The organism is Microbacterium rhizosphaerae (genome assembly GCF_034120055.1).
GTDB classification, from domain to species: Bacteria; Actinomycetota; Actinomycetes; order Actinomycetales; family Microbacteriaceae; genus Microbacterium; species Microbacterium rhizosphaerae.
Genome location: NZ_CP139368.1, coordinates 1507442 through 1521568, shown reverse-complemented (window position 1 = coordinate 1521568; position 14127 = coordinate 1507442). Strand labels below are relative to the sequence as shown.

At 69.3% G+C, this 14127-nt stretch carries 12 protein-coding genes; 7 read left to right on the top strand and 5 right to left on the bottom strand.

Going from position 1 to position 14127, the window contains the following annotated elements:
• The first annotated feature begins 119 nt into the window (after positions 1 to 119).
• Positions 120 to 1169: a phosphogluconate dehydrogenase (NAD(+)-dependent, decarboxylating) gene (gene gnd, locus SM116_RS06610; protein WP_320943663.1), complete on the top strand. Its 1050-nt coding sequence runs from the start codon at positions 120 to 122 to the stop codon at positions 1167 to 1169.
• A 28-nt stretch (positions 1170 to 1197) separates the two neighbouring features.
• Here gnd and SM116_RS06605 read toward each other — a convergent pair whose 3' ends face one another.
• The 3 genes from SM116_RS06605 to SM116_RS06595 all read right to left on the bottom strand — a co-directional run bounded on the left by SM116_RS06605 (position 1198) and on the right by SM116_RS06595 (position 3050).
• Positions 1198 to 1875 (bottom strand): phosphatase PAP2 family protein, encoded by a 678-nt coding sequence (locus SM116_RS06605; RefSeq protein WP_320943662.1) that lies wholly within the window; start codon positions 1873 to 1875, stop codon positions 1198 to 1200.
• Positions 1876 to 1946: 71 nt separating this feature from the next.
• Positions 1947 to 2723, bottom strand: a complete 777-nt coding sequence (locus tag SM116_RS06600; protein ID WP_320943661.1) for a COG4705 family protein — start codon at positions 2721 to 2723, stop codon at positions 1947 to 1949.
• Positions 2724 to 2783: 60 nt separating this feature from the next.
• Complete coding sequence (locus tag SM116_RS06595; RefSeq protein WP_320943660.1) at positions 2784 to 3050, bottom strand: hypothetical protein; 267 nt, start codon at positions 3048 to 3050, stop codon at positions 2784 to 2786.
• 206 nt (positions 3051 to 3256) lie between these two features.
• Between SM116_RS06595 and SM116_RS06590 the strand changes: the two genes are divergently transcribed.
• Positions 3257 to 3973: a hypothetical protein gene (locus tag SM116_RS06590; protein ID WP_320943659.1), complete on the top strand. Its 717-nt coding sequence runs from the start codon at positions 3257 to 3259 to the stop codon at positions 3971 to 3973.
• 31 nt (positions 3974 to 4004) lie between these two features.
• Here the strand turns inward: SM116_RS06590 and SM116_RS06585 are convergent, their stop codons facing one another.
• Both SM116_RS06585 and SM116_RS06580 read right to left on the bottom strand, forming a co-directional pair.
• The gene (locus SM116_RS06585; RefSeq protein WP_320943658.1) at positions 4005 to 5036 is read right to left on the bottom strand and encodes a LacI family DNA-binding transcriptional regulator; all 1032 of its coding nucleotides are present in this window, start codon (positions 5034 to 5036) and stop codon (positions 4005 to 4007) included.
• Between the two features lie 9 nt (positions 5037 to 5045).
• Positions 5046 to 6245 (bottom strand): Gfo/Idh/MocA family protein, encoded by a 1200-nt coding sequence (locus SM116_RS06580; protein ID WP_320943657.1) that lies wholly within the window; start codon positions 6243 to 6245, stop codon positions 5046 to 5048.
• Between the two features lie 203 nt (positions 6246 to 6448).
• Between SM116_RS06580 and SM116_RS06575 the strand changes: the two genes are divergently transcribed.
• From SM116_RS06575 to SM116_RS06555, 5 genes are all read left to right on the top strand, one after another.
• Positions 6449 to 7417, top strand: a complete 969-nt coding sequence (locus SM116_RS06575; protein ID WP_320943656.1) for a carbohydrate ABC transporter permease — start codon at positions 6449 to 6451, stop codon at positions 7415 to 7417.
• 10 nt (positions 7418 to 7427) lie between these two features.
• Entirely contained in the window at positions 7428 to 8375 is a 948-nt protein-coding gene (locus tag SM116_RS06570; RefSeq protein WP_320943655.1) for a carbohydrate ABC transporter permease, read from the top strand.
• 48 nt (positions 8376 to 8423) lie between these two features.
• Entirely contained in the window at positions 8424 to 9803 is a 1380-nt protein-coding gene (locus tag SM116_RS06565) for an ABC transporter substrate-binding protein (RefSeq protein WP_320943654.1), read from the top strand.
• 100 nt (positions 9804 to 9903) lie between these two features.
• Complete coding sequence (locus SM116_RS06560; protein ID WP_320943653.1) at positions 9904 to 12081, top strand: alpha-galactosidase; 2178 nt, start codon at positions 9904 to 9906, stop codon at positions 12079 to 12081.
• 103 nt (positions 12082 to 12184) lie between these two features.
• Positions 12185 to 14080 carry an amylosucrase gene (locus tag SM116_RS06555; protein WP_320943652.1) on the top strand — a complete coding sequence of 632 codons (1896 nt, stop codon included), beginning with the start codon at positions 12185 to 12187 and terminating at the stop codon, positions 14078 to 14080.
• The last annotated feature ends 47 nt before the right edge of the window (positions 14081 to 14127 follow it).

The window sequence follows — 14127 nt, the reverse complement described above, 5'->3', positions numbered from 1 at the left end:
CATCTCGTTCGGAAGGTCGCGCATTCGCGGCTGTCAAGAGGGTGCGCTTCCGCGCGGGGAGCGATGGATGATGGGGATCGTGCCGTTCGGCACGCCAACGCACGCAGTAGGGAGACGTCATGCAGGTGGGAATGGTCGGCCTCGGCCGGATGGGTGCGAACATCGTGCGCCGCTTGATGCGCGACGGCCACGACTGCGTGGTCTTCGATGTGAACCCGGCGTCCGTGGGAGCCCTCGCGACCGAGGGCGCCACCGCGTCCGACAGCCTCGCCGACCTGGTGTCGAAGCTCCAGGCTCCGCGCGTGGTCTGGCTGATGATCCCGGCCGGGCTCACCGGCACGGTCGCCGACGAGGTCGCGGCGGTCCTGGAGCCCGGAGACATCATCATCGACGGCGGCAACTCGAACTACCACGACGACGTCCGACGCGCCGCGGCGATGAAGCAGGACGGCATCCGGTACGTCGACATCGGCACGAGCGGCGGCGTGTTCGGGCTCGAGCGCGGCTACTGCCTCATGGTCGGCGGACCGGACGAGGCGGTCGAGGTCATCGACCCGATCCTGCGCACCATCGCGCCGGGCGCGGGCGACATCGGGCGCACGCCGGGACGTGAGGGCGACCTGGCCCCCGAGGAGCTCGGCTACCTCCACTGCGGGCCGAGCGGCGCCGGCCACTTCGTCAAGATGGTGCACAACGGCATCGAGTACGGCGTGATGGCCGCGCTCGCCGAGGGACTGAACATCCTGCACAACGCGGATGCGGGCATCCGCGAGGCGGACCACTCCGCGGAGGTCGCCCCGCTCGAGGAGCCGGAGTTCTACCGGTTCGACATCGACACCCGAAAGGTCGCCGAGCTCTGGCGGCGCGGCTCCGTGATCTCGTCGTGGCTGCTCGACCTCACGGCCGCGGCGCTGCAGGCGAATCCGACGCTCGACGGCCTGGCGGGGCGGGTCTCCGACTCCGGCGAGGGCCGCTGGACGGTGAAGGCGGCCGTGGACGTGGGCGTTCCCGCGCCGGTGCTGGCGGCATCCCTCTTCGAGCGGTTCGCGTCACGCGACGAGGACCACTTCGCCAACCAGGTGCTCTCCGCGATGCGGCTGCAGTTCGGCGGGCACCAGGAGCGCCCCGCCGGCGACGTGCTCGAGGCCGGCGGACGCAAGGCCGACTGACCTGACTCCCGCTCTGGTCAGGGGGCGGCTACCCGCGCGCGCGATCGCCGTCGGTGACCCTGCTCCGGAACACCCGCGCGGCCACGAGATTCCACAGCCCCGCGAAGAGGATCACGCCGGCGACGCCGTTGAGGACGCCGCCGACGATGTCCGACGCGTCGTGCACGCCGACGTAGAGGCGCGACCAGCCGACGACGAGGACGAACAGCACGCCGACGACGATGACGACGGAGCGGGATGCGGCGCCGCGGCACACCATCACGAGAGCCGTGACCAGAGCGGCCGCGAACACCACGTGACCGCTCGGATAGCTGAGGGTGGCCGGATTCACGTGCAGCAGGTGCTTCAGCGCCGACGTCGACGGGCGCGGCTGCGCCACCACGGCTTTCACGAGGAGGGTGGTCAGCCATCCGAGCCCGGTGACGACGCACACCGCGAGCGCGAGCCGCCATCCCTTGACGAACAGCAGCACGACGAACGTGAGGACGAGGATCACCGCGACCACGAGCGGGTGATCCAGGACATCGAGCCCCAGGGCGATCTGGTCGAGGAGCGGCGAGTGCACGTTGTTGATCGCCGCATCCAGCGCAGCAAGCCGCAGGGCCGGGACGGCCTTGGCCGCGAATCCGAGTGCGAACGTCAGGACGAACACGACGACGGTCCACACGATCCAGTGGCGGGGGATGCGCAGCAGGGCGGATTTCACGGCGGGACCTTTCGTCGGGCGGCCGGGTCGTCGACCGCGCTCGGGGGGAATCTACAAGCTCAGCAGCCCGGTCAGGCGTCCGGCGCGGCGACGGTCGCCGGACCCGCTCCGATCCGCGCCGCCTCCGGCGTCCTGCGCACCGACTGCGCGCCGACGCAGACCACGATCGCGACGAGCAGCACGAGGCTGACCGGACCGGTGCCGAAGCCCAGTCCTCCGAGCGCCTCCGGCCGCGCGAACCAATCCGCGAACGACGCGCCGAACGGGCGCGTGAGGACGTAGGAGGTCCAGAACGCGGCCACCGCCCCCATCCCCCACCAGCGGTGGGCGGCGCCGGGAAGCACGAAGAGCACGCCGAAGACGATGCCGGATGCGAGGAACCCGAGCCCGAACGTCACCGCGGTGAGATCGCCGACCGCCGTCCCGAGGGCGAACGTCGCCAGCACGGCGCACCAGTAGAAGAACTCGCGCACGCCGGTGTTGATCGAGTGGACCGAGAGCGTCCGCTGGCTGCGATACCAGAGGGCGAACACGCCGGCGAGGATGAGCGCGAAGCCGGTCGCGGACACCAGATACGGGATGCCGAACTGCACGTGCATCACATCCGCCACCATCGTCCCGAAGACCGCGACCATGAGCACCGCGAGCCAGTAGACCCACACGATGTAGCGGCGCACCGCGAACTGCAGCACGAGCGCGGCGGCGAAGACCACGAACGTGATGCCGACCACGAGGTACGGATCGAAGGTTCTGACGAGGTAGTCCGACGTCGTCTCGCCCATCGCCGTGGTCAGCAGCTTCGTCACCCAGAAAAGGGCGGTGACCTCGGGGACTTTGGTACGACGCATCCTCTCAGCCTCTGCGATCCATTCTCAGAATGCTCTGAGAATGGATCGGAGCGGACGGGCTCATCGGGCATCGCCGGACATCGTGAAGAGCGTCACGAGTCCCCGGTGCGTCGGGATGCGGGTGCCCGTGGGCCGGTAGCCGATCGCCTCCAGCCCCCGGACGCCGACGGCCGACGTGGCGAGCCCGACGGCGATGGCGCTCGGGAGCCGGACGGCGAACGGCGACACCCCGAACATCCAGCCCCACACGTGGAGGCCGGCGTAGTACCTCCCGTGGACGGCATCCAGGTTGCCGAGCAGCGACGGCAGCGACCGCTGAGCCGACATGATGCTGGTGATCTCGTCCGCCCACAGCGACGGGATCCATGAACCCGCCGCTGAGACTGCCGGGACGGCGTGGGGTCAGGCCATTGGTCCCTTCTCGAGAAGACCTCGACGTCGCGGGACCATGGTCCCCTCTCCTCCCCGTCGCGGGACGCAACCTTGAGATGCGCACACTCCGCGCGACCGCTGCCACACGGGAGGGCCGGAAAATGAAGCGACTGACCGTTCGGATCGCCCTTGGCGTGCTCGTCCTGCTCGCCGGCATCCTGATGCTGCTCGAGGCACTGCACGTGCCCCTCTTCCCCGCGGCCTGGGCCGTGGTGTCGGGAGCCGCGGGACTCACCTTCGGCTACGTCTTCGTCACAGAACGGCGATCCTGGTGGGCAGCGATCCCGGCCGGCGCTCTGCTGGGCGTCGCGACCGCGACCCTCATGGACCTCGATCAGGGCGGCCTCGCGCAATGGACGCGCGTACCGCTGCTCGCCGGGATCAGCGTCGGCTTCTGGGCCGTCTACCTCCGCGATCATTCGCACTGGTGGTCGCTCATCCCCGCAGGCATCCTGCTGACGCTGTCGATCGTCAGCGCCCTGCCGGCTGCAGTCGGAGCCGCCGCAACAGGGGCGATCTTCCTGCTGGGTGCGGCGCTCACCTTCGTGCTCGTCGCCGTGGCCCCCGCAGAAGCGGGGCGGCGCTGGTGGGCGTGGTTTCCGGCGGGGGCTCTCGCCATCAGCGCCCTCGCCGTCCTGGCGAGCGCTGCCCAGTTGCTCACCGTCGTGAACGTGCTGTGGCCGCTCGCGGTCATCGGCGCCGGAGCCTTCCTGGTCTGGCGGGCGATCCGAGCCCGGCACGACCAGCCCGACCGGCAGGACTCGGGCGCACCCGTCGACCACACCTCCGAGGGCGCAGACCAGCACGCCCCGATGTGACGTCCGGCTCACTCTCCGACGGTGGGCCGGCTCACCCGTGCACGCGGCTGCCCTCGACCGTGCAGCCGCACGAGATTCGGCGGACGAGCGTGGGCGCGAAGAGCTGGCCACGCGCCTCCGCGGTGGGGTCGACGAGAGCGGTGACCGCCGCCTGGGCCATGGCGCGGACCGGCTGTGCTACGGAGGTCAGCGGCGGCCAGCTGTACTCACCGTCCTTGGTCCCGTCGAAGGACACGATCGCCACGTCCTCCGGCACGCGGATGTCCGCCTCATGCAGAGCCAGCAGGAGGCCGATCGCCATCTGGTCGGAGCTGACGAACAGCGCGGACGGCATCGTATCGGTCTCGATCATCCAGCGGCCGGCGGCGTAGCCGCCCTTCATCGTGAAGGTGTCGCGCACGATCGGGCCCGGCGTGAGCCGGTGCTCCTCGATCGCCGCGCGCCAGCCGGACTCGCGGGCGTCGAGGTTGCCCCCCGAGGTCGTGCCGGAGATCAGCCCGACCGTGCGGTGCCCGTGGCCGGCGAGGTGCGCGACGCCGAGGCGGGCGCCCTCGTGGAGGTCGACACCCACCGACTTCACGCCGGGAATGTCGTCGTACTGGTTCAGCATCACGAACGGCACGTCGCCGGGCAGGAGCGCTTGGACATCCGGCACCGCGAGCGTGCTGCTGAGGAGGATACCGTCCACCCGCCGCGTCGTGAATTTCTCCACCAGCCGGCGCTCCCGGGCGGGCGAGCCGTCCGCGTTCGCGGCGAGCAGGGCGAGACCGCGCTCCTCGGCCGCGAGCTCGACCTCGTGGGTGAGGTCGGCGAAGAAGGGGTTCGTGGCGTCCGGGATGACGATGCCGACCATCTCCGGCGAGCCGAGGCGCAGCGCCCGGGCCGCCTGATTGGGACGGTAGCCGAGCATGGCCACGGCCTCACGGACCTTCGCCGTCGTCTCGGGCGACACACGCTTGGACTCGTTCAGCACATAGCTGACGACCGCGGTGCTGACACCCGCCAGGCGCGCCACGTCGTTGCGGGTGGCGGCGGGCTTGCTCGAAGTCGGGATGCGCGGCACGACACCATCCTAGGAACGGGGTGCGTCCCCCAGGTCGGGGATGGGCAGACGCTCGCCGCCGAGCAGAGCCGACCGGTGGGCGACGATGCCGGGGAGCGTGTAGCGAGCCGCCTCCCACGCGTTGACCGGCGGCAGAGTTCCGTTGGCCACCGCCACGACGAAGTCGTCCACGAGGAACTGGTGGCTGCCCTCGTGTCCGCTCGGCAGGGCCCGCAGCGCCGCCGGAAGTCGCGACGGATCGTGCACGGGCGCCAGCCCGGAGACGAACGCATCCCGCAGCGCCGGGTCGACCATCGCGAGCGACGGGTCGTCGGCATCCAGCGTCGGACGCGTCTCGATGAGCTCGGAGACATCCGTGAAGCCCTGCTTGTCCTGCCACACGGCTGAGGCGACCAGCTGTTCGAAGCTGCCCTCGGTGCCGAAGTACCGGAAGCGGCTCTCACGGAGGTGCGACGGGTACCCGACCCGGCGGAACTCGTTGATGCGCATCGCGCCGCCCCCTTCCAGCTCGAACAGCGCGCTGGCGTTGGAGAAGTCGTTGTCGAAGGCGCTGACCTCGCGGTCGAAGACGCCGTCGCCGCGGTCGTCGCGCACGCCGATGCAGCTGACGCTGACCGCGCGGCCGCCGATCGCGCCCAGCACGCCGCCCACCGAGTGGGTCGGGTACAGCATGGGCGGGTAGCTGGCCGTGCTCTTCCACGCCGCGCCTCCCGAGTACTGGTAGGCCGCGTAGAAGCCGAGGTCCATGTCGTGGACGTAGTCGCCCTCGGCGTAGAAGATGCGACCGAACGAGCCCTCCTCGCGGCGCTTGCGCGCGTAGATCGTCGCGGGGTTGTAGTAGCTCGTCTCGCCCATCATGTAGGTGAGGCCGGTCTCGGCCACGGCCTCGATGATCGCGGCGATCTCGTCCTCGGTGACGGCCATCGGGACGGCCGAGTAGACGTGCTTGCCGGCGCGCAGCGCCTGGACGACGAGTGGACCGTGCGTCCAGCGCTGCGTGAAGATCGCGACCGCATCCAGGTCGCTCGCGAGCATGGCCTCGAAGCTCGGGTAGGTGCCGGCCAGCCCCTGGCGCTCGACGAGCGTGCGCGCCCGTTCCGGAAGCACATCCGTGACGTAGACGTCACCCACCAGGGGGTGCGCGTCGAAGAGTTTGGCGAACTGGCCGGAGAACTGTCCGGCGCCGACGATGCCGAGCGTGAAAGTCATGAGGCGAGTGTTGCATTCTTGTTTACACGAGTCAACACGTGATGAGCTGAATGAAAGCATTCACTTGTTTTTCCGGGAAATAATCCCTTGCATGCTCATGGTTACTCGTGTAGCTTCACTCGCCAAGGGTCCGATTCGCGGGGCCACGGAGCAGGTGAAGGGGAAGAGACGATGACGTCCCATCTGGACCGGCGGGCGAGCTCATGACCACGGAGAGCTACCTCGCCACCGCCGAGGCCGTCGGCGAGTTCGAGACGCAGAAGAAGCGTCGGGCCGGTCGGCGCCGGCCGAAGCCGGAGGGCTACAGCCGCGGCGAGACCCTCATCGCACTGGCGTTCATCGCCCCCGCGCTGATCGGGTTCCTGGTCTTCTACCTGTACCCGACGATCCGCGGTGTCTACCTGAGCCTCACGTCCTACGACCTGCTCTCAGACCCTCAGTTCATCGGTCTGAAGAACTATCTCAAGATGGCCAGCGACCCGCTGTTCTGGAACGCGCTCGCGGTCACCGTCGAATACGTGCTGATCAACATCGTGGTGCAGACGATCGTCGCCGTCCTCCTCGCGGTGCTGATGCAGCGGCTGACCAAGTCGCTGACCATCCGCGGGTCGCTGCTGATCCCGTTCCTCATCTCGAACGTGATCGCGGCGATGGTGTGGTTCTGGCTGCTGGACTACCAGATCGGCCTCGTCAACGAGATCCTCTCGTTCCTCCACATCGACAAGATCGCGTTCTTCAACGACCCGACCTGGGCGATCCCGACGATCGCCCTGGTGAACGTCTGGAAGTACATGGGCTACACCGCGCTGCTGGTGTTCGCGGGCCTGCAGACGATCCCGAACTACCTGTACGAGGCCGCGTCGATCGACGGCGCCACCGAATGGAAGTCGTTCTGGCGCATCACCCTGCCGCTGCTGCGCCCCGTCCTCGCTCTGGTGCTCGTCACGTCCGTCACCGGTTCGTTCCAGATCTTCGACACCGTTGCCGTGACCACCCGCGGCGGCCCCATCAACGCCACCCGGGTCATGCAGTACTACATCTACCAGCAGGGATTCGGCAACTACGAGTTCGGCTACGCCAGCGCCCTGTCGGTCGTGCTCATGGTCATCCTCGCACTCATCGCGTTCGCCCAGCTGCGGCTTCTGCGCGCCGACCAGTCCGACCTCGCCTAAGGAATCCGCCATGACTGTCACCGCAACCGAAACCATGATCACCGCGGGCGCCGCGTCGAAGAAGAAGATCGCCCGACCCCGGCGACGCCTCTCCCCCGGCCGCTTCCTCGCCTGGGCGCTGCTGATCGCCGTCCTCGTGCTGACCCTGTTCCCGTTCTACTGGATGCTGCGCACCTCGTTCTCGAGCGACAAGGCGCTGTTCACGAATCCCACGAGCATCCTGCCGGCCGACTTCACCATCGGCCCCTACCTGCGGGTGCTCGGCCTAGCCACCCCGGCCGAGGCGATCGCCGAGGGCGGGTCCGGGGCGAACGTGAACTTCCTGCTGTACCTGCGCAACTCCGTCATCTACGCGACCGCGGTCACGCTCGGCCAGCTGCTGTTCTGCTCCTTCGCCGCCTACGCGTTCGCCCGCCTGCGCTGGCCGGGACGCAACGCCGTGTTCTTCGTGTTCCTCACGGCGCTGATGATCCCCGGGATCTTCACGATCCTGCCCAACTTCCTCCTCATCAGGGACATTGGCCTGCTCAACACGATCATCGGCATGATCCTGCCCACCCTGCTGATGGCGCCGTTCTCGATCTTCTTCCTGCGCCAGTTCTTCCTCGGCATCAACAAGGAGATCGAGGAAGCGGCGAAGATCGACGGCGCAGGTCACCTGCGGATCTTCTTCCGCATCATCGTGCCGATGTCGACCGCACCGATCGTGACCCTCGGCATCCTCACCTACATCAGCACCTGGAACGACTACTTCTGGCCCCTGCTGGTGGGCGGCACCGAGGACAGCCGCGTCCTCACCGTCGCACTCGGCGTCTTCAAGTCGCAGACACCCGGTGGCGCACCCGACTGGGCGGGCCTTATGGCCGCCACCGTCATCGCCGCCCTCCCCGTCCTCATCCTCTTCTTCCTCTTCGGCCGACGAGTCGTCGACTCGATCGGATTCTCCGGGCTCAAGTAGCGCTCGAGCCCCCACCCCACCCCGCTCCAACCAATGAAAGGCACCACCATGTCTCGCACGACCAAGATCACGGCAGTCGTCGCCGGCATCGCCGCCGTGGGCGTCGCCCTCGCCGGATGCTCCGGCGCCAGCGGCTCCAGCGACAACGCCGCGCTGACGACGAAGAACGCCTCCGGCACGGTCTCGTACTGGCTCTGGGACAACAACCAGCAGCCGGCCTATCAGGCGTGCGCGGACGCGTTCCACCAGGCCAACCCCAAAATCGACGTCAAGATCACCCAGTACTCCTGGGGCGACTACTGGACCAAGCTGACCACCGGGTTCGCCTCCGGCACCGCGCCGGACGTCTTCACCGACCACATCTCGCAGTACCCCCAGTTCGTCAAGGACAAGCAGCTCGTGCCGCTCGACTCGCTCGTCACGGACGACAAGATCGACCTCACGCAGTACCAGCCGGGACTCGCGGACCTCTGGGTCAGCAAGGACGGGCACCGCTACGGCCTGCCCAAGGACTTCGACACGACCGCCTACTTCTATAACAAGACCATGGCGGATGCCGCGGGCGTCACGCCCGCCCAGCTCGGCTCGCTGACCTGGAACCCGAACGACGGCGGCACGCTCGAGAAGGTCGCGGCGCACCTCAGCGTGGACCAGAACGGCAAGCGCGGCGACGAGCCAGGCTTCGATCCGGCCCACGTGAAGGTCTACGGGCTCGGGCTCGACGGAGGATCCGGCGGCTACGTCGGCCAGACCCAGTGGGCGCCGTATGCCCTCAGCCTCGGGTCCTGGAAGTACATGAACAAGGACACGTGGGGTACGGCGTTCAACTTCAACGACCCCAAGTTCCAGAAGATGATCACCTGGTTCTCGGGCATGATCAAGAAGGGCTACATGCCCTCCGTCGCCGCCGTCACCAACCAGGACTCCGTCAGCCTCCTGGCCGCCGGCAAGTACGGGATGCTGCTGCAGGGCGACTGGGTCACCAGCTCGGCCAGCGGCCAGATGGGCGCCAAGCTCGGCCTCGCGCCGACCCCGGTCGGCCCATCGGGCAAGCGCGCCAGCATGTTCAACGGCCTCGGCGACTCGATCTGGGTCGGCTCGAAGAACAAGCCGGCCGCCGCGAAGTGGGTCGAGTACCTCGCCTCCCCCGCATGCCAGGACATCATCGCGTCCAAGGCGATCGTCTTCCCGGCCATCAAGGAGGCCACCGACAAGGCCCAGGCCGCCTTCACCGCGAAGGGGCTCGACATGTCCGCGTTCCTCGTGCACATCAAGGACGGCACCACCGCCCTCTACCCCCTGTCCGAGAACGCCGCCAAGATCACCACGATCATGCAGCCGGCCATGGACTCGGTGTTCTCCTTCACATCCCCGGCATCCTCCCTGACCGATGCCAACACCCAGGTCGACGCGCTCTTCGCGCAGTAGCCGAGGCCTTCTCGCGTCGGGGGTTCGGCAACGCCGGACCCCCGATGCACGCCCGGGCCGACCGGAGCCCCGCCCATCCGCATCCCTCCCAGAAAGACCCATGAGCACTCTGCACCTGCGCTCCGACTCCGTGAGCGTCCTCCTCAGCACGGGTCCCGCGCACGCCCCTCAGGCCGAGGTCCTCCACTGGGGGCCCGCCCTCGCCGACGCCGACGCCGACCTGAGCCTGCTCACGCCGCCGATCTCGCACTCCGCCTTCGACGTTCCGGTCGTCGCGGGGCTCCTGCCCCAGGCCTCTTCGGGGTGGCTGGGCCGGCAGGCGCTGCGCGGCAGCCGCGACGGGAAGGACTTCTCGCCCGCCCTGCGCCTGACGGAAGTGGAGCCGACCCCCGACGGGCGGGCGGCCCGCATCGTGCACGCCGACGATGTCGCCGGTCTCGCGGTGACGCACCGCCTCCACCTCCACGCGAACGGCATGCTGGAGCTCTCCGCCGAGCTGGGCAACACCGGCGCGAGCCCATACCAGCTCGACGAGCTGGGACTCGTGCTGCCCGTTCCCGCCGGCGCGACCGAGCTGCTCGACCTGTCCGGCCGGTGGTGCCGCGAGCAGCATCCGCGGCGTCACCGCATCGAGGACGGCACGTGGGTCCGCAGCGGGCGACACGCCCGCACCGGCCACGACTCGTCGTTGCTCATCGCGGTCGGCACGCCCGGCTTCGCCAACCGCCGCGGCCGCGTATGGGCGACCCACTTCGGCTGGTCGGGCGATCGCGAGCAGTACCTCGACGCCCTCACCGACGGGCGACGGATGCTCGCCGGAGCCGAGCTGCTCGGCTCCGGCGAGATCGTCCTCGAGCCCGGGGAGACCTACTCCACCCCCGTCTTGTACGCCGCCTACTCCGACGCCGGCGTCGACGGCATCAGCGCCGTCTTCCACGAGTGGTTCCGCGAGCGCGAGACGCACCCGGCCCGCCCCCGCCCGGTCGTGCTGAACACATGGGAGGCCGTCTACTTCGATCACGAGCTCGAGCCGCTCGTCGCGCTGGCCGATCGCGCCGCCGCTGTGGGCGTCGAGCGGTTCGTGCTCGACGACGGCTGGTATCGCGGCCGGCGGGACGACCACCGGGCGCTCGGCGACTGGTTCGTCGACGGCGAGCGCTGGCCGGACGGCCTCGGGCCGCTCATCGATGCGGTGCACGCACGCGGGATGGACTTCGGGCTCTGGGTCGAGCCCGAGATGGTGAGCGTCGACTCCGACCTCGCGCGGGCGCATTCCGACTGGATCAGCGGACCCGTGGATTCGGTGGGAGCCGCGCGTCTGCCCCTGGAGTTCCGCCATCAGCACGTGCTCGACCTCGTGAACCCGGAGGCCTGGCAGTACGTCTACGAGCGCATGCACGCCTTGCTCGAGGAGTACGACATCGCGTACCTGAAGTGGGATCAGAACCGCGACCTCACGGAGGCCGGGCACGCGGGCCACCCGTCCGTGCACGCCCAGACGCTGGCGCTCTACCGGCTCATCGATGCGCTGAAGGCCGCGCATCCCACGGTCGAGATCGAGTCCTGCGCCTCGGGCGGCGGTCGCATCGACCTCGGGATCCTCGCGCGCACGGACCGGGTCTGGCCGTCGGACTGCAACGACGCGCTGGAACGGCAGACGATCCAGAGGTGGACGCAGGCGGTGCTGCCGCCCGAGCTCGTCGGAACACACATCGGGCCGCCGCGAGCGCACACGACGGGGCGCGCGCTCGACCTCTCGTTCCGCGCCATCACGGCCCTGTTCGGGCACCTGGGCATCGAGTGGGACCTCCGTGAGGCAGGGGCGGCAGAGCTCGAGACCCTCGCCCGCGCCGTGGCGCTCTACAAGGAGCACCGGGGTCTGCTGCACACCGGCCGCCGGGTGAACGCCGACCTCCCCGACCCGAACCTGCTGCTGCACGGCGTCATCGCCGGTGACGGATCGGAGGGCCTGTTCGCCGCGGTGGCGCTCGGCTCGTCGGTCGCGACGATGCCGGGGTCCGTCGGACTCCCCGGCCTCGATCCGCAGCGACGCTATCGCGTGGAGCCCATCGCGCTCGACTCCTCCGGCCCGGGTGAGTCGACGGATGCCGGCCCCCGCAGCAGCTTCATGCAGATCGCGGCGCCAGCCTGGATGGAGGAGGGGGCCGAGGCATCCGGATCGTTCCTCGCAGAAGTCGGGGTCGCGTTGCCGATCCTCCAGCCCGCACATGCCCTGCTGCTCCACGCGACGGCCATCGACCGACCAGCGGACGCGTGACGGCGATTCGCACACCGGGTGTGCCCTCCGGGGCTGCGGGTGAGAGCATGGCGCTCGAAGCCTCGGGGCACCGACTCGCGCCCATCTCGACGGATGGAGAAGCATGGCACGACTGAACGCGGACACCGCCGACGACCGCGACGTGGCGCTCGCCGCCGCCCGGCAGGCGCTGGGCGGAGACGACCGCACGTTCCTGGACCGCTTCGCGCAGTCGTTTCCGATACTGCACGAGCTCTTCGCACAGCTGTACGGCGACCGAGCGGACGGCCGCGAGGCGCTCGCATCCGTCATCGCGGCCGCGGCCGCATCGTGGCGCGCCCGACCCGCCGCGCTGAAGGTCCACGACGCCGAACGCGAGGCGCATCCGGACTGGTTCCAGTCCGAGCGCATGCTCGGCGGTGTCTGCTACGTCGACCGGTACGGCGGCACGCTCGCCGGCATCCGCGCGCAGATCCCGTACTTCCGCGAGCTGGGCCTGACGTACCTGCATCTGATGCCGCTGTTCGCGTCGCCCGAGGGCAACAACGACGGCGGGTACGCGGTGTCGAGCTACCGGCAGGTCGATCCGCCCCTGGGGACGATGGAGGAGCTCGCGGACCTGGCATCCGACCTGCGCGATGCCGGCATCTCGCTCGTCGTCGACTTCATCTTCAACCACACGAGCGACGAGCACGAATGGGCACGCAAGGCCGTCGCCGGCGAACCGGGGTTCGAGGACTTCTACCTCATCTTCCCCGACCGCTCGATGCCGGACCGGTACGAGGAGACGGTCCGCGAGATCTTCCCGGACGACCACCCGGGCGCGTTCGTGCAGCTGCCCGACGGCCGCTGGATCTGGGCGACGTTCTACCACTTCCAGTGGGATCTCAACTACGCGAATCCCGCGGTGTTCCAGGCCATGGCCGGCGAGATGCTGTTCCTCGCCAACCAGGGCGTCGAGATCCTCCGGATGGACGCCGTCGCCTTCATCTGGAAGCGCCTCGGCACCGCGTGCGAGTCCCTCTCCGAGGCGCACCTGCTGCTGCGCGCATTCAACGCGGTGCTGCACATGGGTGCACCGTCGGTGCTGTTCAAGTCCGAGGCCATCGTGCATCCCGACGAGGTCGTCGCCTACATCTCGCCGGAGGAGTGCCGCCTCTCGTACAACCCGCTGCAGATGGCGCTCACGTGGGAGGCGCTCGCCACTCGAGACGGCCGTCTGCTGCAGCAGGCGCTCGAGCGCCGGCACGCGCTCCCGGCCGGTACCGCCTGGGTGAACTACGTGCGCAGCCACGACGACATCGGATGGACGTTCGCCGACGAGGATGCCGCCGAGCTCGGCATCGAGGGCTACCCGCACCGGCGCTTCCTGAACGACTTCTACGTCGGCCGCATCGAGGGGACGTTCTCGCGCGGGGTTCCCTTCCAGGAGAACCCGAAGACCGGGGATGCGCGCATCGCGGGGACCACCGCATCCCTCGCCGGCATCGAAGCGGGCGACGACGGCGGCGAGGACCGCGTGATCCTCGCCCACGCGATCGCGCTGTCCACCGGCGGCATCCCGCTCATCTACCTCGGCGACGAGGTCGCGCAGCTCAACGACTACACCTACCGCGACGACCCGGCGCGCGCCGGCGACAGCCGCTGGGTGCATCGCCCCGAGCGTCCCGAGGCGGCGTACGCCGCCCGCCACGACCTGTCCACCTCCGCCGGTCGCGTGCACGAACGGCTCACCGCGCTCATCGCCGCCCGGCGGCGCACGCGCGAGCTCGCCGGCAACACGCTCCTCCCGTTCGAGGCGCACGAGCCGTCGGTGATCGGCTATCAGCGGCCCGGCGACGACGACACGGTGCTCGTGCTCGCCAACGTCGGCGACCACGCCGTCCCGGTCGACGCGGCGACGTTGTCCGGCTTCAGCCCCGAGGCGGTCGACGTCGTGACCGACCGCCCGATCCGGCTCGATGACGGTCTCGAGCTGCCGGCGCACGGGTTCGTGTGGCTGCGGGTGAAGCCCGCCTGACATGCACGGCGGATGCTCCGCAGCGCGCGACGATCGTCGCCGTGCTG